Below are 22,938 nucleotides of genomic sequence, written 5' to 3'. Positions count from 1 at the left end.
ATGCGAGATCCTGTTGTTTTTTACATTAGGAGCTTAGAGGAAACCAGTTCCTCCCTTACGCTTTATACGTTTGATTTTTAAAAATGGGTTTGGCTTCCACCCGTTTTTTTCGATTGAACCAAAAGGACATCGTCGTCAACTCGTAAAGGAAAATACAGAGTGGCGGTGTAATCACGAACATGCCGAGAACCATTGACGGCGTCGACCAGCCAAGTCGATGAATGACGTAGCTCTGCAGTAAAAACAAGATCAACGGATGGACCAAATAGATAGCCATATTTTGTTTGGCCAACCGGGCAAGCCATGGACCGAGTTTAGGCAGTTTGCCTAGATAACTGGATACAGGGTAAAAGCTGATGATTACACAGAGTGTGTAGACCAAGTAAAGCGGCTCGAAAATATTCATGCTCTCGTAATAGCTCTTGTACCCGGAAAGATAGCTGTAAGCCAGCCAAACGGCTGCACTTGCCATCACGACGATAGAAGGTATTTGAAGTCGTTTCACCCATGTTCGCCATTTATCCACATTCATCCCGGCATAAGCGCCGAGTGCAAAAGTAAATACGTACATGAAAACATAATGCTGTCCGTAAACATAAGTGTGCTTCATGAGGGACAAGAATGGGTTTGCTGCCCAATCAATAGCCCATAACGGCGTAATGAACAAATAGTGGTAGAGAACGTACAAACCCGCTTGTCCAATAAATAGAACGATGATCCAACGGAAATTCAAGTACCGTTCCATCCACGGTTTAATCAGGCAAAACAACAAGCTTAATTGCAAGTAAAGCGGAATGTAGTACAGGTGGTAGAAAGAGCTACCCGTAAACAGACTATCGAAAAACGGTTCTACCAGCACGGCAGGGTCAAAGGTTTGATGTTTAAAATAGGTGAAAATGGCTGTCCAAATTACGTAAGGCAAAATAACCGCGCGCCAACGTTTTTTCCAGAAAGCACGCCAATCCAATTGTCGGTTTTGATACCAGTAAAACAGCAACATTCCCGTTGCAAAGATAAACAAGGAGCGACCGAATTTTAATAAGATAATTAGAACGGCTTGCAAATCACTATTCCACGGATACGTCTTCTCATTTGCGAGAAAAAAACTGAGGATGTGAATCATCAAGACAGTAAGAGCCCCAAAAACAAAAAGGGCATTCAGATCCTGAAACGTCCCCTTTCGATTGCTATTCATAATTCCTCCAGAATTTTACCGGCAGCACCTGGAGAATCAAAAGCAAGTAAAATGCCCGTTATTCGGGTAAGTGCCAGTCAGGTGCGGCCAGTTCTTTTGCGGTATAAGAAAATAAGTGTAATCGCTGCGACAAATGTTGCCTCGACTCTGTCACTAACTCATTTTGCACATAAAAGGGGGTAGGTGATACAGCCCACTCAGAACGGATTGTCTCCAATAGACGTGCTTTTACATCATCCATGGTGGCCAATTTTCCAGTCAAACTTGCAATGCTGCCAACGGTCGAAGCATCGATGGAAGGAATTGGCTTATGACTCTGCATTTCATCCAAGCCGGCGAGACGGTAAAAGCGCTCCATCCATTCCCCGCGAGGTCGATCGTCTACGTTAATGCATAATTGCAAAATAGAGCCGTGTCGCGTGCGTCTTTGTGCCATGCCTCCGATTTTTTTACCGTGAATGGAAAAATCGTATTCCCCTGCACAGTACGAACCCGTCACTTCTCCAAATTCCAGCTTTCCGTAATCACGCAGGCCCACATTAAGAAGCTGGGCAACAAACGAGAAGAAGGAGTCAATGGAAATCGACGTGTCGGGCAATAAACAAGCCATATTGAGTACGCCAGCATCAAGCGGAACACAAGCGCCACCAGACGAGCGAAGAACACAACCAAAGCCATCTTGACCGAACTTGCGCAAGGCCTGCTGGAGATGGGGAAGCTTGGCGTCTCTGCGGCCGAGATACAGCGCCTGATCGTACACCCAGAGATGAATGACAGGTGTTGCTGATTCATGTTGCATACTTGCTGCCAACGCTTCATCACGAATTAAAGGCTCAAGTGGACTATCCTGGTAAGTACCGGAGTCCATCCAGCGGAACGGTTGATTAACAGAAAATGACATAGGAAGGCTCCTTCACAGGACAAGAATAGCTACCATTATAACATCTGAAATGCGTCTATTTCTACGTTTTCGCTATCTTTTTTCCATTTGGTAGAACATGCATATGGAGTAGAGTGAAAAATACCCGACAGGCCAAGATAGCTTGTCGGGTCAAAATATGGTTCTTTATTTGGTCTCTTTAAAGGAGAAATTGTCCAGGTAAGTCGTTTTGCGAGGTGCACCTTTCGTCGCATCTTCTTGCAGGTACAGACCGAGCTTTGTGCCTTCTTGTTTCACGTACTGTTGACCGAACAAGTATTGATCGTTCAGATAAATGGAAACAGTGTTCTCGTTAACTTCTACTTTTAAGCGATTGCTGGATTTCAGCTTGTAGGAGCTAGAAGTAATGATGTCAATATCGTCTTCTTCGACATCATTCACTTTTCCTAAAACAACACGATCTTTTTGGACGAATACAACATTGGCTTTTCCGTCTTTACCGTTGAAGTAAAGGCCTCCTAAACCTTCACTACCTACGACATTAACATCGACGCTCAATTCGTATTTTTTTACTTTGTCAGACTCGTTCCAATTCAATGGCAGGAAGTAGTGATCCAGATCATCGTCATCGGATTCAGCTGTCACTTGTTTGCTCGCGACCTCCCAGTTTCCTGTTGCTTTGTCTGTATTCCAGTTTTTCAATTTGGAATCAGAGAAGGAGTCGCTGATATTGATTCGCTCTGGTTCTGGCTGTGGTTTCGGTTGACCAGGGGTAGGGAAAACAATTTTGATCTCATCATCATCGTCGCGATCCAAAATAGCGCGATAGAGCAGAGAAGCAGCTTCCGCACGTGTAATTGGATCTTGTGGACGGAAATTGCCATTGTATCCTTTCATCAGATCGGTTTGGATTGCAATCGCAATATACGGACGCAGTGCTGACGAAATATCATCGTAATCACGGAACTTTTTCAATTGATTCAAGTCGGCTTTGTACTTTTGATCGTAGCCCAACAGGCGTACCAATGCGACAGCAATGTCTTCACGTACTGCCGCTTGATCTGGCTTATACGTGTAGGTAGAGCCGGATTTGTAACCAGTCAAGTAAGGCTTGGCGTATTCCACATACAGAAATGCCCAGTGATGACGCGGTACATCTTTAAAGGTTTGGTCGACGTAGCTTTTGTTTATATCTACATCTGCTGCTGCGATCATAATTTTTGCAAATTCGGCGCGGGTAACTTCATTGTTCGGTCTAAATGTCCGATTGTCGTACCCTTTGATGATCCCTTTTGCCGCCATCTCCGTAATTTCCTTGTATGCCCAATGGCTACGTGGAACGTCTGAGAACGAAGGGGTGGAAGCGGCACCGACGACCGGGATAACCGTTAAGAACATCAACACCGACAGGAATACGGCTAGTGCTCTTTTCATGTTAACCTCCTCAAAATGGCAATGTAGTTTTTGTTGACTGCTATTCAGACGGCTAGTGGGCTTGTATTGTTGCAGGAGAAAAAAATATTATGGTGAAAATAGGAAAAAAGACGGAGTTTCGAAAAAATTGGCGGGTAAGGAGGAGCATGTAGAAATGGAAGGACATGCTTCTTTGATTTGGATGGAACGCTTTTCGATCGGGAACGGTCTCTCGCCGTTTCGTACATATTTTGCCTCATAATGGTTATTATGCATTGGCTTTTGTAACACCCAAAATGATATAATTCTTTATTGGTTACTTATGTAGATGATTATAGCTGAGGTGATATATGATGAAGGAAACGAAAGAGGCGACTGTGGACTTAAAATCCGTTAAGTCTCCAAAGAAAACGGAAGACTATGCGAAATACTTCCAGGCCCCCTCTCTGAAAGATGCGAAAAAGCGTGGTAAGGAAGAGATTTTAGTCCATTACGATTTTAATATCCCAGAAGATATGCAGAACATCGGAAAAGGAAAGCGTTATCACGTTCGTACGTATGGCTGCCAAATGAACGAGCATGATTCGGAGACGATTTCTGGTATTTTGCAGGCAATGGGTTATACTTCGTCTGATTCTGTCGAAGATGCGGATGTCATCCTATTTAACACCTGTGCGATCCGCGAAAATGCAGAGGATAAAGTATTTGGAGAGCTCGGCCACATGAAGCGGCTCAAGAATAACAACCCAAATCTGATCCTCGGTGTTTGCGGCTGTATGTCCCAAGAAGAGAAAGTCGTCAAGAAAATCCTGAAAAGCTACCAGCAGGTCGACCTGATTTTTGGAACGCACAATATTCACCGACTGCCAGAATTGTTGCGCGATGCGATGTTCAGCAAAGAAATGGTGATTGAGGTTTGGTCCAAGGAAGGCGATATCGTCGAAAATATGCCGAAGCTCCGTGAAGGAAACACCAAGGGATGGGTTAACATTATGTACGGCTGTGACAAGTTCTGTACGTACTGTATCGTTCCGTATACCCGCGGAAAAGAGCGCAGTCGACGCCCGGAAGATGTCATCGCAGAAGTGCGTGATCTCGCTCGCCAAGGCTTTAAAGAAATCATGCTTCTTGGACAAAACGTCAATGCGTATGGGAAAGATTTTGAGGACATCGAGTACGGCTTTGGGGACTTGATGGACGAGATCCGTAAAATTGATATCCCGCGTGTGCGCTTTACGACAAGTCATCCGCGTGATTTTGACGACCACTTGATCGAGGTTCTTGCAAAAGGCGGCAACCTGGTTGAGCAAATCCATTTGCCTGTCCAATCCGGTTCGACAGAAGTGCTCAAGCGGATGGCGCGCAAATATTCGCGTGAACATTATCTGGAGCTCGTTCGCAAAATCAAGGACGCGATCCCGAATGTCTCGCTTTCTACCGATATTATTGTTGGCTTCCCAGGCGAAACCGATGAGCAGTTCGAAGATACCATTTCGATGGTGGAAGAGGTCAAATATGATTTTGCCTATACCTTCATTTACTCCCCACGTGAAGGCACACCGGCTGCTGTCATGGAAGACAACGTTCCGATGGAAGTGAAAAAAGCGCGCCTGTATCGACTCAATGAAGTTTTGGCTCGCATCGGACTGGAGCAGAACAAAAAACTGCAGGATCAGGTTGTCGAGGTACTCGTGGAAGGCGAATCGAGGACGAATGCGGAAGTGCTTGCGGGTCGTACGCGTACGAACAAGCTGGTCCATTTCACCGGCGACAACTCCTTGATCGGACAGTATGTTCACATAAAAATTACAGATGCGAAAACGTGGACACTCCACGGTGAACTCGTATCCAAAGTTGAGGTGTAGGTCATAATGGAACAAACAAACGTATATACCCAGAAAGAAATTCTCGATAAAGCTCGTGAGCTTGCAGCCATGATCGCGCGTACAAATGAAGTTGATTTCTTCAAACGTGCCGAACTGCAAATCAAGAACAATGAACGTGTGCAAGATTTGATTGATACATTGAAGCAGAAACAAAAGCAAATGGTGATGTTTGAATCCATCAACAAGCCGGAACTAGTGAAAAAAGTGGAAGGCGAATACAACCAATTGCATGAGGAGCTGGATTCCATTCCAATCGTTACGGAATTCAAGCAATCGCAGGTCGATGTGAACGATCTTTTGCAAATGGTTACGAACGTGATCACGAACACCGTTTCGGAGCGTATTATTTTGGATACAGGCGGAAACCCATTGACCGGAGAGACGGGTGGCGGGCCTGAAAAGAAAAAATCTGACGGCTGCTGCTCCTAATTCTTGATAGAAAGCCTTCCCGGCGCTGTTTTGATGAATACCCAACAACTTTCCCAAATATAAGGTGGTTGTTTGCACGCTAGTCGAATGCCCTGCATACAAATGTACAGAAACGTTGTATGGAGGAGGTAACGAAATGTCGGGTATAGACAAAGATCTACAGTGCCGGGAACTTATCGCGAAAGCAGTCTGCGGCAAAGGCCATAAATTTTCTACTACCACCCACACCATCATACCGTCGCAAACTCCTTCGACGATCCTCGGATGCTGGGTTATAAACACGAACTTCCAAGCAGAGAAAGTCGGAGATGCCGTTGAAGTATCTGGTACGTATGACGTCAACCTGTGGTTTTCGTTTGCTAATAACACGCAAACCGAAGTCAAGCGGGAAACTGTTCAGTTCTCCGTACTCGTACCGCTTACGTTCTTCGACAAAAACTGCAGAGGCGATCTGGAAATCGTTGCACGCGCCGTGGAGCAACCGAAGTGCATAAAAGCGGAGTTAAGTGGTGGTAGCACAATCACGGTCAGAGTTGAAAGCGAATATGCAGTAGAGGTCATTGGAGAAACAAAGGTGTGCGTTGTTGTCTGCAATAGTTGTGATGACAAAGAATTCCATCTGGTTGACGACTTTGAAGATAACAGTGACGAGTATGATGACTTTGATTCCGCTACGCTACTCGACGAGCTCGACTAAAGAGGAGAAATTATCTCCTCTTTTTTCTTTTTTTTCGGATACGTACCATTCACACGTTTTTCTGGGCGCATTCATAAGATAACGAGAGAATAGCGGGGGAGTGTGGAAGGCATGATTCTACGCACAAGGGCGAGTCAGCGAGCAAACAAGCAGGAAACGCCAGCAACACAACCGATGACGGCCAACGCTAAAGAAGTGGTAGCGTATTTGCATCGTCCTGAAATCGGTCGCTGGTTGCTACGGCAAGGGAGAATACCTGTAACAACAGGAAAAGCAGCGCGACCGGGCTGGCGAACATATAGGATATGCCTTTACCAAGACTATGTACTGGATATCGCCAGAAGCGAGGAGCAATCACAATGGCTACTGCACCGCCTACAGGAACCCGAGTGGCATTCTGTCTCCTTGCCTTCCGCTGAACCAGAGATTCAGGTGGTGCAAGGGCTGGCTGTGCGCAGTTTGTATGCCGCCGGAGCCGATGCGGGTCAAGTGACGGTCATGGCGGCCTCTCCCCATCGACTTAAGGTCGTCGAGGTAGAACCGAATTGGCCAGCCAAGCAAGCTGACGAATATATGCAGCGGGCTCGAGAGTGGTGGGAAGCTCGGATGCGCAAACAGCCGCAAAAGCTGCAAAGTATGGGGGCAGATCCCGAATTTGCTTTACGCAAGCCCACAGGAGAGATGGCACTTGCTTCTGACTTCCTGAGCATCAATGGGACGGTTGGATGTGATACGACACGTTACCGGGAAGAATTAGGTCTCCATCAGCACCCGGTTGCAGAGTTGAGACCTGCTCCGTCGGAGGACCCTGATCAATTATTTATGCATATCTACGATAATTTGGCACTCGCATACAAAAAAATAGGGAATTCGTCTATCGAATGGCTCGCTGGCGGAATGCCGTTTCAAGGTTATCCAATCGGTGGGCATATTCATTTTGGCGGGCTCACACCGACTTTTTCTCTTCGGCGAAAGCTGGATGCGTACTTGGCTCTTCCCCTTGTTCTGATTGAGGATGCAGGCTGTATGAGCCGCAGAGAGCGCTATGGATTTTTGGGGGATGTAAGGGAGAAGGACTATGGTTTCGAATACCGTACACTCCCTAGTTGGCTCGTTGATCCCCTCGTCGCTCGAGGTATTCTTCATTTGGCCCATTTGGTTGCAACCAATCATGGGAAACTACAAGCGATGCCCCATCTAAAGCTCCCACTTATCAAAGCGTACTACCAGGGCGAAAAAGAAAAGCTCCTGCCGTACGTAGTCCAAGTCTGGAAAGAAGTAAAGGAACTACCAGGCTATACGCTGTCACGTATACATTTGGATCGATACTTTTCTTTTTTAATCGAGTGCCAATCTTGGAAAACGGATGAAGACCTGCGCAAGATATGGAAGCTATCATAAACGGATACTGCCATCGGATGTAGGGTCAACATTACCGTTCAATCATGTTATAATAGCGACGAGAATGAGTAGGCTAGGAGAAGAAAATCATGGCTCAATATACCCCGATGATTCAACAGTATCTGGCTATCAAAAAAGATTATCCGGATACTTTCTTATTTTTTCGCTTAGGCGATTTTTATGAACTGTTTTTTGATGACGCCATCCTTGCGTCCCGTGAGCTGGAAATTACACTGACGGGACGTGATGGTGGAGGTTCTGAGCGCATACCAATGTGTGGTGTTCCACATCATGCGGCAGACGGCTATATTGCAGAGCTACTAAAAAAAGGACATAAAGTAGCCGTTTGCGAGCAAGTCGAAGATCCCAAAGAAGCAAAAGGGGTCGTTCGCCGGGAAGTTACACGTGTCATTACTCCAGGTACGATGATGGAAGGCAAATGGCTGACGGATAAGGAAAACAATTACATGGCGGCGTTGGCCCAAGTAGAAGGGCGAACGGGTGTTGCTGCGTGTGATATGAGTACAGGCGAGATGTACGTTACCTCTTTGGTGGGACAGGCAGAGGGTGTTCTGGATGAAGCCTTGCAATATCGCCCCAAGGAGCTCGTCTTTTTTGGCCTCACTGTTTTGCCGAAGACAGCACTGCCATCTACTGTCGTGGATGCGCACCAACTGGACGCATTTGCGGTAGATAGTCAATATGCGGAGCAGGCCAAAGGGTTGGATCTATCCATGCGAGCGGCGGTCAATGCTCTCTTGTTCTACATAGGGACGACGCAAAAACGCAGCCTTGCTCATATGCGCCTGTTAAAGCAGTACGATGCAAAGCAGTTTCTCCAAATGGACGGCTTTTCCAGACGTAACTTGGAATTGACAGAGACTATTCGCGATAAGACGAAAAAAGGCTCTCTGTTGTGGCTGTTGGATCGGACTCAAACGGCAATGGGTGGTCGTCTTTTGCGCAGATGGATTGAGCGTCCATTGCTCAGTCGCGATCAGTTGGAAGCACGTTTGAGCGCTGTGGAAGCCTTGAAGGGTGACATGCTGCTTCGGTCCGATTTGCGGACTTGCTTGGATCGTGTCTATGATTTGGAGCGTCTGGCGGGTCGTATTTCCTACGGGAATGCGAACGCACGAGATCTCATTCAGCTACGGATGTCTTTGGAGGCAGTTCCAGAGCTAAAGCAGTATATGATCCAAACGAATACCCCAGTATTGATGGAACTGGCGCAAGGGATGGATGAGTGTACAGATATCGTCAACTATTTGGCTCATGCGCTCGTGGATGATCCACCGATATCGGTTCGTGAAGGCGGCATGATTCGGACGGGATATGATGAATACCTGGACAAGCTCCATACAGCAAGTCGTGAAGGGAAGACGTGGATTGCCCAACTGGAGCAGGGGGAACGGGAAGCGACTGGAATTCGTTCACTTAAAGTAGGCTTTAATAAGGTGTTCGGCTATTACATCGAAATATCGAAATCCAACATTGCCAACGTTCCGGCTGGTCGGTATGAGCGCAAGCAAACTTTGGCCAATGCAGAGCGGTACATCACGCCAGAGTTAAAGGAACGTGAAGCCCTTATTCTGGAAGCGGAAGAAAAGATGATTGAGCTGGAATACCAACTGTTCGTGGCGGTAAGAAGTGAAGTCGCGAAGCATATACCAAGACTGCAAAACCTCGCGGAGCGCATTGCATCTGTGGACGTTCTTCAGGCGTTTGCTACGGTAAGTGACGAGCGGGGATTTGTACGCCCTGAGCTTGTGGAAAGCGGCGAATACGTTATTACAGAAGGGCGTCATCCAGTAGTAGAAGCCGTTCTGGAGCGCGAAAAATACGTGGCAAATGACGTGGAGATGGATCAGACCAATCGTCAAGTTTTGCTCATTACGGGCCCGAATATGGCAGGTAAGAGTACGTACATGAGACAGATTGCCTTGATCACGGTGATGGCACAGATCGGTTGCTTCGTTCCGGCTAAACAGGCCAAACTGTCGATTGTCGATCAGATTTTTACTAGAATCGGGGCAGCCGACGACTTGGTAGGCGGGCACAGTACGTTTATGGTGGAAATGCTGGAGACCAGACACGCTCTGCAAAAAGCAACAGCGAAGAGCTTGATTCTGCTCGATGAGATTGGCCGCGGGACTTCGACGTACGATGGAATGGCGCTTGCACAAGCAGTCATTGAGTACATTTGTCAAAAAATCGGTGCCAAAACGCTCTTCTCCACGCACTACCACGAGTTGACCGGGTTGGCAGAGACGTTGAGTGGTGTCGTGAACGTCAATGCTCGATGCGAAGAACGGGAAGGAAAGCTCTTGTTCCTTCACAAAATTGAAGAAGGACGAGCAGATAAAAGTTATGGAATTCATGTGGCAGAGCTTGCGGAAATGCCGAGCTGGGTCATTGAGCGGGCGCGCAGTATCTTAACCGGGCTTGAAGCGAATGGAAGCGCAGGGAATGGAAATGCAGCGAGTGACGTGCAAATGTCGCTCGAATCGCTATGGACGGCTCCAGTTGCTGCGGTGCGTGAAGAACCGATGCAGTTTGCGTCAGCGGAGGAAGAAGCGATTATGGCTGAACTGCGCGAGCTGGATTTGAATTCAACGACGCCAATGGACGCCATGATGAAGCTATATGCATGGAAACAGCAATTGAAAAAGCGATAGGGTTCGTCCGGAGGGGAGGCACTCATGGGAACCATTCACGTTTTAGATGAGCATCTCGCTAATATGATTGCTGCAGGGGAAGTAGTGGAAAGACCGGCTTCTGTTGTCAAAGAGCTGGTCGAAAACGCAATTGATGCCAGTGCAACGACAATCGAGATCCACGTAGAGGAAGGCGGTCTGGAGATGATTCGGATCGTTGACAATGGGAAAGGGATGGATCGGGAAGATTGCCAGCTGGCTTTTGAGCGCCATGCCACGAGTAAAATCAGCAACGCTCGTGATTTGTTCCGCATTCGTACGCTGGGCTTTCGTGGAGAGGCACTGCCGAGTATTGCAGCAGTCTCGCGTATGGAGCTGACGAGCAGTACATCCAGCAGTGAGGTAGGTACTCATCTCTTAATTGAAGGTGGGCAGCTCGGAACGATTTCCGATAAAGCCGCTGTTAAAGGGACGGAAGTATGTGTACGCAGCTTGTTTTTCAACACACCTGCTCGCTTGAAATACATGAAGTCGATCGCTACGGAAGTCGGACATATTTCCGATTATGTGAACCGGCTTGCACTCACGCATCCGTCGATCTCCTTCCTGCTGACTCATAACGGCAAGACACTCTTGCAAACATCTGGCGACGGAAAGCTGTTGCACGTCATGGCGGCAATCTATGGTGTGCAAGTCGCGAAGCTGTTGCTTCCAATTGCAGGGGAGACCCTTGACTATAAGTGGTCTGGTTTTCTTTCGAAGACGGAAGTGACAAGGGCGAATCGCTCTTACCTTTCGACACTGGTAAACGGTCGGTACGTGCGCAGCTATTCGATCAACAATGCGATTATGCGTGGTTATCATACATTGTTACCGATCGGCCGTTATCCGATTGTGGCTTTGCAGATCGAAATGGATCCGTCACTGGTCGATGTGAACGTACATCCTGCCAAACTAGAGGCGAGATTCAGTAAAGAAGATGAATTGTGCAGTGCAATAGAACAATCGGTAAAAGAGACTTTGAGACAAGGCTTGGGGATTGTCAGACCCATGATTACGCAACCAAAAGCTAAGGTCGTCACCCAGGTCGTTCAACCGCAGTTTGACCTGCAAATCACCAAGCCTGATACTCCACAATCGCCGTTATTAGCTGCGAGTCCCCGACTCCAGGAATGGATGGCCAAGCAAGAAACGCCAAGTAAGCAAGTAGATGTGGTGGCCCATACCGCGCCATCCATTGAGAACGGTACGGTGAAAGAGACTGCAGCCAACTATGAAAAGCTGGAAGCTGCAAAGGTAGAGACTACCTCGCATGAAATCGTGCAGGCGACTTTGTTGGATCAAACGGACACGAGGGAAGCTTTCCAACCTCACGAGACTCAGATTCCGGTACAATTGGACATTGCCCAGGCACCATCTCCTGTGCATCCATCTAATGAAATCAGCAGCGAGGACAATTCAGCAGTGGCAGGTACTGAACAAGCGCCGCCACTCCTGGAATCCACCAATGAAAATGAAACGGATTCGCCTGTTCCGGTTATGTACCCAGTTGGTCAAGTCCATGGCACCTACATCGTCGCGCAAAATGACGAAGGCATGTATTTAATTGATCAACATGCCGCGCAGGAGCGGATTTTTTACGAGTACTTCATGGACAAGCTTGCAGAAGAGGACATTTCCAGCCAGATTATGCTGTTTCCTCATACGGTGGAATATACGGCTGCAGAGGCAAGCAAACTGGAGAAGCGACTTTCGCTTTTGCAATCGTTTGGTTTGGAGATCGAGGCGTTTGGTGGGCGGACCTTTATCGTTCGCGCTCATCCACATTGGTTCCCAGAAGGGGCTGAGCTGGAGGTCATTGAGGAGCTCATTCAGTTTGTACTGGAAACGGGAGAAAACGCCCAAGCCAATGTCGTGCTGATGCGCGAAAAAGCTGCCATCATGATGTCCTGCAAAGCATCGATTAAAGCGAACCGCTTCCTGACGCATGCAGAAATGGAAAGCTTGCTGAACCAACTGCGTAATACGAGCAGTCCGTATACGTGTCCACACGGAAGGCCGATTGTGATTCATTTTACTGGATATGACTTAGAAAAAATGTTTAAGCGTGTGATGTGAACTGTGCCCTCTTGCGGAGAAATCCGGGGAGGGTATTCTGCTGTAAAAGAAAGCGGAAAAAACAAAAGTCAATAAAACAAATCTCATGCTGGAACAGAGCTTCTTCTATCGAGGCAAATGACAAATGGGATTATTGGATACGAATACAGATATATTTCTTCTTTTATTGAAAAAACGAAAGGTAGGGGAGTATCAGTTTATATAATATTGAGTTCTGTACTTTTGTACGACAGCGTGGAAACGTTTTGAACCAGATAACATGACGGTCCTGGTAGCGTGGGATAGGAAGGAGCTACATAATAGAACACGGCCAAAGAAGTAAGCTCCTTTGGCCGTTCTGAAGCAGTTAATGTTTATTCTGAAGACGACGAGAAATTTCGTCTAGTTTATGGATGATAGAAAATAATTGCTCGGAAGTAGTATCTAATTGCTCAGCGGAAACAGTTGTTAATGAGACCTGTTGATCAATTTTAAGTAATTGATTGTTAATGTTCTGTAGAGATTGGTAAATGTCTTTCGATGAGGCATTTGATTTATCGGCTAATTTACGTACTTCATTAGCAACAACGGTAAAGCCACGTCCGTGCTCTCCAGCTCTAGCAGCTTCAATCGCAGCATTAAGGCCTAGAAGATTGGTTTGTGTAGAAACATCTGCTACGAAGCCGCTAAGTTTCTCAATCTCCTCATTCTGCTCCTTTAACACATTCATGGAATGAGCGATCTCACCATTGTATTCATATAGTTTGGTTGCGGAGTCGGTGAAGACGGAAGAGATTCTAAGCGCTTCCTGGGTTGTAGCTGTCAATTCGGCTGCCATTTGCTCCATATTGTGGCGGTAGCTTACATTTTCACGCATCGTGTCACCGATATACTGTTCAAGAATAATTGCAGAATCAAAAAAAACTCTTTTGATAAGAGCCTGATAAAATGCAGTTGAGTTTTCTAGCGATTGAATTCTTTCTGAAAAAAGACGTAAATACAGTGAGTATCCACCCAAAAACCAAGAAGCAGACAATCCAATTCTCGCGTGGGTTGTTCCAATTCGTTTTCGGCTATTTACATATTCTTCATCAATAACAGGAGAAGAAAGTGTTTCGATATACCAAATCTGCATGTTCTTTAATTGGTCCATAGTTACATTTGTACGAATCAATTGATCCAAGTTGGGATGTTTTTCTAATTCTTCATAAAAACAATCTACGATTTCTTTTGAGTGAGTGCTGAAGAATTCCTTGTGTGAATACAAAAGGTCTAAGTCTTCTTTTGTTAGGCCGTAGAACAGCCTAAGTGAATTCCATTTGTTATCCAGTACAATCATGATACCAACCCCTATTTTCTTTATATGTAATGTGAAACTCTTTCAGATTCTAACAAAAATAAAATGGTAGATTATAATAAAATGTTAAATAAAAATGAAATATTTATGAAATATATACTGATGTGATAAACATAACGTGTTTAAGAAACAAGTATCCCTGCAACTAAGAACATGGAAGATGTATGGGATTTGGGGGTATTAGTTTGGGGATGTTGTTCAGAAAATTCGAAAATTCGGATTGATTTTAGGCAAACACTGACTTATGATTACTTGCAAAAACGAGGTGAAACGAAATGAGTCCATCACGACAAAACGGGATGTTTATTTATCCGTGGGATATAGCAGAGAGTGGTATCGAGGCAGTAATGCAAACCTTGCAAGAAGTCAGATGCAATACAGCAGTGGTCAATAGCAGCTATCATCAGGGGAGATTTTTTCACCCGCGAAGCAAAACGTTTCGCAGGCTGCCGTTTTCAGGAGTATCGTTTACGCCTGATTGGTCGAAGTACAACCGTTTGCGCCCGACTGTACACGAGCAAATCGCACAAGCGGGCATTCTTGCCAAAATGAAAGAGGCTTGTGAGCAGGCAGGGATGGGATTTCATACATGGTGGGTTGGCCTGCACAATTCTACACTTGGTTTGGCTCATCCAGAGCTTTGTGTGCAAAACATCTGGGGGGATACATACACATACTCATTATGTCCATCGCAACCTGAGGTACAGCATTATGCCAAGGCGCTTTTTACCGATACGTTGGAGCAGGTCAAGCCAGAGCGGATTTTGATGGAAGCGACTGCCTTTTTGCCGATGAAGCATGGTGAGCATCATGAAGTATGCCTCCTACCGCTAGGAGAATCACTGCAATGGTTACTCTCGTTCTGTTTTTGCGGGGCGTGCATGGGGCGTGCCGAATCGAAGCGAATTGATGTAGGAGCAGTCCGATTGCTTGTATCGAGGCTAGTCAGTCAGATGGTGGATGCCGATTCTATCTCGCAAGTATCAGCCGAAGCGAGAGAAGTTGCTTTTTTACTGCTGGAATATCCGGAATTGTATCACTATCAGCAATCCCGTTTGGAAGCGGTAGATCAGATATGGAGGAGCCTGAAGGAGATCGCGCAGAGTATGGGGACTGCGTTGGATGGTTTTCCGTCCTCGACACCATTTTTTGTGAACCAGTCTTATTGGGAAGGGGTTTCATTGCGAAAAGCAGCGGCTACTCTCGATCGTGTCGTTCCGCTCGCTTATGGAGACAGTGTCGGTGATGTGGCATATACGTTCCATGCCATCAAGCTTGTAGCCCCAGAAGCTTCGCTGGGAGCGGCTTTTTCCCTGCATCATAGTCAAATCCGGTCAGCAGTCGATTTGGCAGCGAGGGTGAAAACAGCAGTGGACGCAGGCGTTCAATCGATTGTTTATTACAATCTCGGTCTGTTAAATAACCGGAGGCTGGACTGGATCAAACAGGCGAACCTTGCAGTTGAGGAGTGGAGATAGCTTTCTCATTCGCATGGGGTATGCCGACATGTAACAATACCCATAGAACTTCGTGGGTCTCTTTTACATGGGTGAAACTGATGGACTGGAAAATCATACTACAGTCTGACTGGGTTTCATAAAAAATGGTATGATTGTCATAGCGGAGAGGAAAAAAGTTTGGTTCAGATTCTATTTGACCGGCAAATTAATCCTGCTTACAATAATATGATCGTTACCGTTTATGTAAAAACCGTCGAGTCGCTTTTCTAGAACAGCAGTTCTTATTAAAAAGGGCGAAGACGTAAGGAAGGGAACAAAGGCGTGATTGTTACGACAGGACTTGAGCCTGGTGAAGAAACCTTGCGTCACGCAGCTGAATTGGCTAGTACATTGGGGCTACAAGTTGTGAATCGACGCGATTTTTCATTGGGTCAAATGCGCAAGCGATATGGGGTAGAAGAAGTATTGGTGGTTTCCGCTCTCGGAGCACGTCTGGAAGTGCCGGGAAAAAAACCATTCTTTTTTCATCCGAACACATCTGCTTTTCGTATAAAGCGGCTCATGCGCGGCGATACTGATACTATGCTTGTTGCTTGCCAAATTCATCCAGGGGATGAAGTGTTGGACGCCACCTTGGGTTTGGGTGCAGATGCGATTGTATTTTCGCATGCGACTGGCGCAAATGGGAAAGTCGTTGGCATCGAATCAGAGCGACTGCTAGCCATCTTGGTAGAAGATGGGTTACGGCACTGGTCATCTGATGCGGAAGAATTGGAGCAAGCCATGCGTCGTATTGAGGTGCGATGTGGCAACCATTTAGAAGTACTGAGAGGACTGCCCGCCCGTTCCTTCGATGTCGTTTATTTCGATCCCATGTTCGAAGTAACTGTACAAAGTTCGTCGGGGATCGCCGGAGTCCGTGAGCTCGCCAATCCAGATGCTCTTTCCGAGGAGGCTGTTTTGGAAGCGCAGCGAGTTGCGAGAAAACGTGTGGTAATGAAAGAAGGAAAAGAAGGTAGGATGTACGAGCGCTTTGGTTTTACGCCGTTTCGCTCCCGCGGCCAGCAGGTCGTGTACAGCTACAAAGAGATAGGTGGAGGGGAGTGACCTTGCAACAGAGAGAAAGGCTAGTCGTGATTATTGGCCCAACAGCGGTCGGCAAAACCCAGCTTAGTCTGGAGCTGGCCGAACAGTTCGACGGTGAGATTATTTCCGGAGATTCCATGCAAGTATACCGTGGGATGGATATTGGCACCGCAAAAGCAGAACCTGAGGAGCTTGCGAGCATACCGCATCACCTCATTGATATTAAAAATCCAGACGAGGAATACTCTGTTGCGATGTTTCAGGAAAGTGCCGCAGGATTGATTACAGACATCAACCAACGTGGCAAACTTCCGTTTATCGTCGGCGGAACAGGTCTGTACATAGAATCGGTTACCCATCGATTTCAGTTTTCCACCACTTCTCAAGACCCTGAGCTGCGTGATCGACTGCAAAGATTGGCTGACAGTGAAGGCGTGGAAGCACTACACGCCCGATTGGCCGATGTCGATCCGATTACAGCCGAACGCTTGCATCCCAATGATGTAAAGCGGGTGATTCGCGCACTGGAGATTTATGAAAGCAGCGGGTACAAAATGTCCGACTTTCAGCTGCGGGCGCAGCATTCCCCTTATGATTTGGTGATGATTGGTCTCACGATGGACCGCGCAAAGCTGTATGAACGAATCAACCACCGGGTCGAACTCATGATCGAAGCGGGACTGGTTGAGGAAGTGAGGGAGCTTTTGGATGCTGGCTATGACGCGTCACTGGTCTCCATGCAAGGCTTGGGGTACAAAGAGCTCATTCCTTATCTGTATGGAGAAATCACCCTAGAAAAAGCGGTGAATGACATACAGCAGCGAACGCGGCATTTTGCCAAACGCCAACTTTCCTGGTTCCGTCGCATGGAAGAAATTCAATGGTTTGACATGACTGATCCAGCTGAACAGAGGAATAACGTGGAAACTATCAAGCGAATATTGGCAGGAAAGTTTCAACAATTGCCGAATATATAACATACAAGTCCTTTTAGGGGGTAGTGTACATGAAACAGACGATCAACATTCAAGATACGTTCTTGAATCATTTGCGGAAAGAAAACATCGCGGTTACCATTTACCTTGTGAACGGATTTCAATTGCGCGGGTATATTAAAGCATTCGATAATTTCACGATTGTGATTGATAGCGAAGGCAAGCAACAATTAGTATACAAGCATGCGATCTCCACTTTCACTCCGCAACGCCCTGTATCGCTCATGTCTCAGGAGAACAACCAACAGTAAGCGAAGTAACACCAACAGCCAGGATACATGTGATCCTGGTTCTTTTTTATAATTTGGCTCGAATGAGGGTAGGGATGATGGAAATCAATAATGATGCTGATTACAAAACGTACTTTTATCGCAGGATATTGACGACCACGGCCATCATTCTGTTCATTTCGACTTCAGTGGATGGATTTTGGAGTTCTGAGTCCGGAGAGAATACGTGGGGGATGATTTTATTTTCTGCTGTTTGGTACTCTGGCGCATCTTTTTTCATTAGTGCATTTCTCATCAATCAGAGGTGGAAATACCTTCAACGCAAAAAGTATCAATAAAAAAGCCCTGACGCCGTTGAAGCGAACAGGGCTTTCACATTACTCCATGCGATGATTATTCGTGTAAATTTGGAACGTGATGCCGAACTTGTCCTTCACATTGCCGTATGCCGGGCTGAAGAACGTCTCTTGCAGAGGCATAATCACTTGACCGCCTTCTTGCAGGGCATCAAAAATCTTATGCGATTGCTCTTTATCATCGGTCGAGATGCAAATGGTCACTTGATCACCAAGCTGATGCGGTTGTCCTGGAAAGGTATCGGAAAACATCAGTTCAGTTTCACCAACGCGGATAGTAGCATGTCCGATACGATTCTTGGCTTCTGCTGGTAATGGGAACTCCGGATTTTCCGGCATTTCACCGAAGGTTTGCTTGAACAGCACTTCAGCACCTAACGCACCCTCGTAAAAGCTAATCGCGTCACCAGCAGTACCATCCAAAACGATGTAAGGAATCAAACGCAATGCCATGTGTCAACATCTCCCTTGGTTTTCATATGACCAACTTGTCAAATCCACTTACTATTATTGCCTATAATTTGATTGTAATGCACAGAACGTATGTTTGCAAGTGGTGAATTGATCACGACGCTCAAGAACTCCGGCGAACCATAACTACGTAGCAGACAATGGCGCCGATCGTAGAAAGAGCAATGATGATCCCCATCGGTACTGCTGTATGTTCGCCGCTGATTCCCACAAGTGGCGCGACAATGCCGCCGCTAATGAAGGAGAGAAGCCCCTGAAGAGCAGATGCGCTTCCTGCCGCCTTGCTTTGATTTTGCATGGCGAGAGAAAAGCCTGTTGCCCCGACAATCCCTACGCTGGATACGACAAAGAATAAGGGAACGAGCACAGCAATAAGACCAGCTTGTAGGAGAATCATTGCCAGAAGGAGGATTCCGCCGACCCCGGCAATGGTAATCCCTGCAATGAACAAGGAAGTTTCTTTCACTTTCCCTGCAAGCTTCCCTGTGATTTGACTCGCAATAATAATACCTACCCCATTAATCGCGAAAATGAGACTAAACGTTTGTGGAGACACTTCAAATATTTTTTGAAAAACAAATGGAGAACCGGCGATGTAGGCAAACATAGCAGCAGTCACCAGCCCCTGTGCCATGGCGTAACCCATGAAAACGCGATCCTTTAACAAGGTGCCAAACGTCGCCAGTGTGTTGCCGATTCCCGCCTTGGATCGGCGATCTTGTGGCAATGTTTCTGGAAGAGCAAGCAGCACGACGAGGAACATGATAGCGCCGATCAGGCCCAGGACGACAAACACGCCGTGCCAGGTAGTGAATTCCAGAATTTGTCCCCCTAGGATAGGTGCCGCAATCGGAGCAATCCCGTTAATGAGCATCAAGAGGGCGAAAAACTTCGTCAGTTCTGTCCCCGCGTACAAATCGCGAACCGTAGCGCGAGCGATAACAATTCCAGCAGAACCCGCAAGGCCTTGTACGAAGCGAAGCAAGACGAACGTATAAATAGAGGGAGCTACCGCACATAAAAAGGAAGAGACGGCATACAAAATGAGTCCAATAATCAAAGGGATTCTTCGACCGCGTACGTCGCTGATCGGCCCCGCGAACAATTGACCAATGGACAGGCCGAGCATGCATGCTGTCAAACTCAGTTGGGTCATGGAGGTGCTCGTTTGCAAATCATCGGCAAGCATAGGAAGTGCAGGTAAATACATATCTAAGGATAGTGGGCCGAATGCAGAAAGCGATCCTAGTATCGCAGCCATCCACAGTCGGCGTGATTTGTTGCCGGTAAGGGACGTGGAATCAAGTTCTTTTGCTAGTTTATTCACGGCAAGCTGTCAAACCTTTCTCATTATTTTTCCGGAAAAGAAGCTTTTTACAACGCAGAAGTGGGCTGCGTATTTTGCGAGTAAAAAGCTTGGAGGTTGCTGTGCATGCGATCGAGCAAGCCACGCAACACATCCTTTTCTTCCTCAGAGAATCCGATGAAACAGTTTTCCTCAATGACGCGTAATACTTCTTTGACATGTTTGGTAGCCATCCGACCTTTGTCGGTAAGATAAACGCGGGAGATACGTTGGTCCCGTTCGTCTGCTCGGCGCTCGACAAGTCCCGATTTGGCCATCCGATTAATCATGACGGTAAGCGTAGCGGGCTTTACCCCGATTTTCCGGGCCAATTCTCTTTGGATCATTCCATCTTTTTCAATCAAGCGCATCAAGAGTATAGGCTGACCGGGATAGACGTCGTATTTTTGAATCAGAAATTCTACATTTTGCCGATGCAATTTCATCACATGCGACGCAGAATGGGTTAATGCGGTTGCATAACTAAACTCCACCAAAGTACCCCCAATTAATTAGTTTGCTAATGAATATTCTGTTAAAGACGTCCGTAAGTTCACACCTTGTCCTATTATACAAAAACGATGGGTCTTCGTCATGAAAATGATTTGCATGTACGAGCTTTGGAAGGATACGCTGCATTCTTTGGAGAAGTAATAATGTCCTTGAAAATCGAATGAACAGGTTAGGTGAGATCAAGATGATCCTGAATGAAAAAATAAAAGCGGCAGTCGTACAATTAACAGGAGTAAACGGGGAAGATCTTGGAATCATCTCCACAAAAGAAGCGCTTCAAATGGCAAAAGAACAGGGAGTGGACCTGGTCTGTCTTTCTTTGGCTTCGAGTCCGCCGCCTTGTCAGTTAGTGAATCGAACGAATTATAAGGAACAGCTAATCAAAGAAAACGCCAAAAACCGAAAAGCAGAAAAAGGCGTAAAAGTAAAAGAAATTCGACTAAGTGCCTACATCGAAGACCATGATTACGATACGAAAAAAAGACAGGCAGAACGAATTCTTTTATCTGGGGATGCTGTGCAATTGATTGTAAAACTGGAGAAAAAGGAAAATCAGGAAGCCAAGCGATTACTTGAGCAGCTCATCAAAGATCTGAATCATTGTGGAAAACAGGATAAAGGGATTCAAGTAAGCGGCAAGCAGGTAGTTGCCAATCTATTGCCGCTCTAATCAAGAAAAGGGAGTAAGCGCATGCCTTTTACTTTTGCTCATCCGGCTATTGTTCTACCGTTACGCAAATGCAAGTGGTTTTCGTTCTCTGCCCTCGTTTTCGGCAGTATCGCACCCGATTTTGAGTATTTCTTGCGGATGCAGCCATTCAGTGTGTACAGTCACACCATGCCCGGATTGTGGCTGGTTGATTTGCCAATCGCGATCCTATTAGCGTTTTTGTACCAGCACGTGGTCAAAAAGCCGTTGCTTGCACGTTTGCCGGAGTGGATGGGACGAGGGCTCGACTACACAAACAATGGGAGCGGAATGCCAGCGTGGCGAACAGCAATTGTATTTATATACTCCGCGATACTCGGTAGTCTGAGTCATATCGCATGGGATGCCTTCACCCATGACGGTGGTCGTATGGTTGACCACTTTTTGTTCTTGCAACAATCCCTCTTGATCGCTCATTATCAAGTCCCAGTTTACAAACTGCTGCAGCATGGTAGTACCCTTCTCGGCGGGTTGGCCATTTTGTATGTTATTGGACAAAGGGCGCGGAAAAACAGACAGATCGTCATGAGACAAGTACCTGTCTTGGAAAAATGGTTGTTCTGGTTTGGTGTAGGGTTGTTTGGTATCGTGACGGTCTTTTTGCACGCATTCGTGGTAAAAGGAATTTCACCCTTCGTCCATCCTATGCAGCAAGTCGTCCCGTTTCTCTCTGGATCACTGCTTGGAATCGTGGTGCTCTGCTTCGCCTTGGACAGGCTCAGGTTGAAAAAGTAGAATCCCTCAATATGATATGAGGGATTTTATTGTTTCTAAATGGAAAAATCCTCAGACTTCAAATTCATTAAATCATCACGGGTTGGGTCAGGAATTTTCAGCAATCTAACCGCTTGCACACGTATTGCCTTTTCAATATTATTTCGTACATATCTTGCATTACTGAAATTTACTTGAAACGGATCACTCGTTACTGTTATCAGTCTTCTTCTCAGTTTTTCACTTGCTTCAGCAGAGATTCTATACTCCTTGTTCTTTGCCATTACATTTGCAATTTCCATCAACTCATCCACCTCATAATCAGCAAAGTTGATGTGGACGGGAAAACGGGAAGGCAGTCCCGGATTTAACTCAAGAAATGTATCGATTTCATCATTGTACCCGGCAATTATACAAACGAAATCATTGCCAAAGTCCTCAAGGCATTTTGTAAGGCAATCGACAGCCTCTTTTCCAAAATCTTTTTCACCGCCGCGAGCTAATGAGTAAGCCTCATCGATAAATAGGATTCCTCCCATGGCTTTCTTAACAAGATCACGAGTCTTTTGTGCCGTGTGCCCAATAAATTCACCAACGAGGTCTGCACGTTCAACTTCAGTTAGATGGCCCTTCGTTAAAACACCCATTTCCTTAAAAATCTTTCCGAAAAGGCGTGCAATTGTTGTTTTCCCAGTACCGGGATTTCCTTTAAAAACCATATGGAATACTTGCTTCTCAACTTTAAGTCCGTGTCGTTCCCTTGCTTTATTCATTTTGATGAGCGCATAAATTTCATAAATCGTTTTCTTGGCTTCATGTAAGCCAATCAGACTTTCTAATTCTTCAAAAACGGTTGTTAAATTTGAACTCGACGTGGTGCGAACTATTTCAGGTAAAGTATTTAACTGCTTAACACTTACTGGTCGATTGAATACAACTTGAATTCGATTATTACTACTTGAAGATTCGAGCACCTCCGTTTGAGGAATAGCTCCTGCTTGCTTCACATGTTTCACCTGCCTTGACCTTCATACAGAAAGTATACTC

21 protein-coding genes are annotated in these 22,938 nt (G+C 46.2%); 12 read left to right on the top strand and 9 right to left on the bottom strand.

Going from position 1 to position 22,938, the window contains the following annotated elements:
* Positions 1-55 precede the first annotated feature (55 nt).
* The 3 genes from HP567_RS19940 to HP567_RS19930 form a co-directional block, all read right to left on the bottom strand.
* Positions 56-1,195 (bottom strand): acyltransferase, encoded by a 1,140-nt coding sequence (locus HP567_RS19940; protein WP_173607953.1) that lies wholly within the window; start codon positions 1,193-1,195, stop codon positions 56-58.
* 58 nt (positions 1,196-1,253) lie between these two features.
* A complete protein-coding gene (locus HP567_RS19935) occupies positions 1,254-2,096 on the bottom strand; it encodes a lipoate--protein ligase family protein (protein ID WP_173607952.1) in 843 nt (280 codons plus the stop codon).
* Between the two features lie 165 nt (positions 2,097-2,261).
* The gene (locus tag HP567_RS19930; protein WP_173607951.1) at positions 2,262-3,509 is read right to left on the bottom strand and encodes an S-layer homology domain-containing protein; all 1,248 of its coding nucleotides are present in this window, start codon (positions 3,507-3,509) and stop codon (positions 2,262-2,264) included.
* Between the two features lie 332 nt (positions 3,510-3,841).
* Here HP567_RS19930 and miaB point away from each other — a divergent pair, with 332 nt between their 5' ends.
* The 6 genes from miaB to mutL all read left to right on the top strand — a co-directional run bounded on the left by miaB (position 3,842) and on the right by mutL (position 12,676).
* On the top strand, positions 3,842-5,353 hold the full coding sequence (gene miaB / locus HP567_RS19925) for a tRNA (N6-isopentenyl adenosine(37)-C2)-methylthiotransferase MiaB (protein ID WP_173608374.1): 1,512 nt from the start codon (positions 3,842-3,844) through the stop codon (positions 5,351-5,353).
* A 6-nt stretch (positions 5,354-5,359) separates the two neighbouring features.
* On the top strand, positions 5,360-5,803 hold the full coding sequence (locus HP567_RS19920; protein ID WP_047067744.1) for a RicAFT regulatory complex protein RicA family protein: 444 nt from the start codon (positions 5,360-5,362) through the stop codon (positions 5,801-5,803).
* A gap of 136 nt (positions 5,804-5,939) precedes the next feature.
* A complete protein-coding gene (gene cotE, locus HP567_RS19915; protein ID WP_173607950.1) occupies positions 5,940-6,500 on the top strand; it encodes an outer spore coat protein CotE in 561 nt (186 codons plus the stop codon).
* Between the two features lie 111 nt (positions 6,501-6,611).
* Positions 6,612-7,901 (top strand): putative amidoligase domain-containing protein, encoded by a 1,290-nt coding sequence (locus HP567_RS19910; RefSeq protein ID WP_173607949.1) that lies wholly within the window; start codon positions 6,612-6,614, stop codon positions 7,899-7,901.
* Positions 7,902-7,990: 89 nt separating this feature from the next.
* Positions 7,991-10,579, top strand: coding sequence for a DNA mismatch repair protein MutS (gene mutS, locus HP567_RS19905; RefSeq protein ID WP_173607948.1), 2,589 nt, complete (start codon positions 7,991-7,993; stop codon positions 10,577-10,579).
* Positions 10,580-10,603: 24 nt separating this feature from the next.
* Positions 10,604-12,676, top strand: coding sequence for a DNA mismatch repair endonuclease MutL (gene mutL, locus HP567_RS19900; protein WP_173607947.1), 2,073 nt, complete (start codon positions 10,604-10,606; stop codon positions 12,674-12,676).
* A 346-nt stretch (positions 12,677-13,022) separates the two neighbouring features.
* Here mutL and HP567_RS29900 read toward each other — a convergent pair whose 3' ends face one another.
* Complete coding sequence (locus tag HP567_RS29900) at positions 13,023-13,994, bottom strand: globin-coupled sensor protein (RefSeq protein ID WP_173607946.1); 972 nt, start codon at positions 13,992-13,994, stop codon at positions 13,023-13,025.
* Positions 13,995-14,287: 293 nt separating this feature from the next.
* Between HP567_RS29900 and HP567_RS19885 the strand changes: the two genes are divergently transcribed.
* From HP567_RS19885 to hfq, 4 genes are all read left to right on the top strand, one after another.
* Positions 14,288-15,490: a hypothetical protein gene (locus tag HP567_RS19885; RefSeq protein WP_173607945.1), complete on the top strand. Its 1,203-nt coding sequence runs from the start codon at positions 14,288-14,290 to the stop codon at positions 15,488-15,490.
* Positions 15,491-15,793: 303 nt separating this feature from the next.
* On the top strand, positions 15,794-16,579 hold the full coding sequence (locus tag HP567_RS19880; protein WP_173607944.1) for a class I SAM-dependent methyltransferase: 786 nt from the start codon (positions 15,794-15,796) through the stop codon (positions 16,577-16,579).
* The gene (miaA, locus tag HP567_RS19875; protein ID WP_173607943.1) at positions 16,576-17,535 is read left to right on the top strand and encodes a tRNA (adenosine(37)-N6)-dimethylallyltransferase MiaA; all 960 of its coding nucleotides are present in this window, start codon (positions 16,576-16,578) and stop codon (positions 17,533-17,535) included. The genes HP567_RS19880 and miaA overlap by 4 nt, the downstream gene beginning before the upstream one ends.
* A 29-nt stretch (positions 17,536-17,564) precedes the next feature.
* Complete coding sequence (gene hfq, locus HP567_RS19870) at positions 17,565-17,804, top strand: RNA chaperone Hfq (protein WP_007719110.1); 240 nt, start codon at positions 17,565-17,567, stop codon at positions 17,802-17,804.
* A gap of 115 nt (positions 17,805-17,919) precedes the next feature.
* Here hfq and HP567_RS19865 read toward each other — a convergent pair whose 3' ends face one another.
* The 4 genes from HP567_RS19865 to HP567_RS19850 all read right to left on the bottom strand — a co-directional run bounded on the left by HP567_RS19865 (position 17,920) and on the right by HP567_RS19850 (position 20,452).
* On the bottom strand, positions 17,920-18,063 hold the full coding sequence (locus tag HP567_RS19865) for a hypothetical protein (RefSeq protein ID WP_173607942.1): 144 nt from the start codon (positions 18,061-18,063) through the stop codon (positions 17,920-17,922).
* Between the two features lie 97 nt (positions 18,064-18,160).
* Positions 18,161-18,592 carry a VOC family protein gene (locus tag HP567_RS19860; protein ID WP_173607941.1) on the bottom strand — a complete coding sequence of 144 codons (432 nt, stop codon included), beginning with the start codon at positions 18,590-18,592 and terminating at the stop codon, positions 18,161-18,163.
* A gap of 121 nt (positions 18,593-18,713) precedes the next feature.
* A complete protein-coding gene (locus HP567_RS19855; RefSeq protein ID WP_173607940.1) occupies positions 18,714-19,937 on the bottom strand; it encodes a multidrug effflux MFS transporter in 1,224 nt (407 codons plus the stop codon).
* 47 nt (positions 19,938-19,984) lie between these two features.
* Positions 19,985-20,452, bottom strand: coding sequence for a MarR family winged helix-turn-helix transcriptional regulator (locus tag HP567_RS19850; protein WP_217366854.1), 468 nt, complete (start codon positions 20,450-20,452; stop codon positions 19,985-19,987).
* A 200-nt stretch (positions 20,453-20,652) separates the two neighbouring features.
* On the opposite strand from HP567_RS19850, the gene infC reads away from it, so the two are divergent.
* Both infC and HP567_RS19840 read left to right on the top strand, forming a co-directional pair.
* On the top strand, positions 20,653-21,138 hold the full coding sequence (infC, locus tag HP567_RS19845; protein WP_173607939.1) for a translation initiation factor IF-3: 486 nt from the start codon (positions 20,653-20,655) through the stop codon (positions 21,136-21,138).
* A 21-nt stretch (positions 21,139-21,159) separates the two neighbouring features.
* A complete protein-coding gene (locus HP567_RS19840) occupies positions 21,160-21,912 on the top strand; it encodes a DUF4184 family protein (RefSeq protein WP_173607938.1) in 753 nt (250 codons plus the stop codon).
* Positions 21,913-21,947: 35 nt separating this feature from the next.
* Here HP567_RS19840 and HP567_RS19835 read toward each other — a convergent pair whose 3' ends face one another.
* Positions 21,948-22,898, bottom strand: coding sequence for an AAA family ATPase (locus tag HP567_RS19835; protein WP_173607937.1), 951 nt, complete (start codon positions 22,896-22,898; stop codon positions 21,948-21,950).
* Between the last annotated feature and the right edge of the window lie 40 nt (positions 22,899-22,938).

This window comes from Brevibacillus sp. M2.1A (assembly GCF_013284355.2).
Taxonomy (GTDB): domain Bacteria; phylum Bacillota; class Bacilli; order Brevibacillales; family Brevibacillaceae; genus Brevibacillus.
This window is presented reverse-complemented; position numbering and strand designations above follow the sequence as displayed.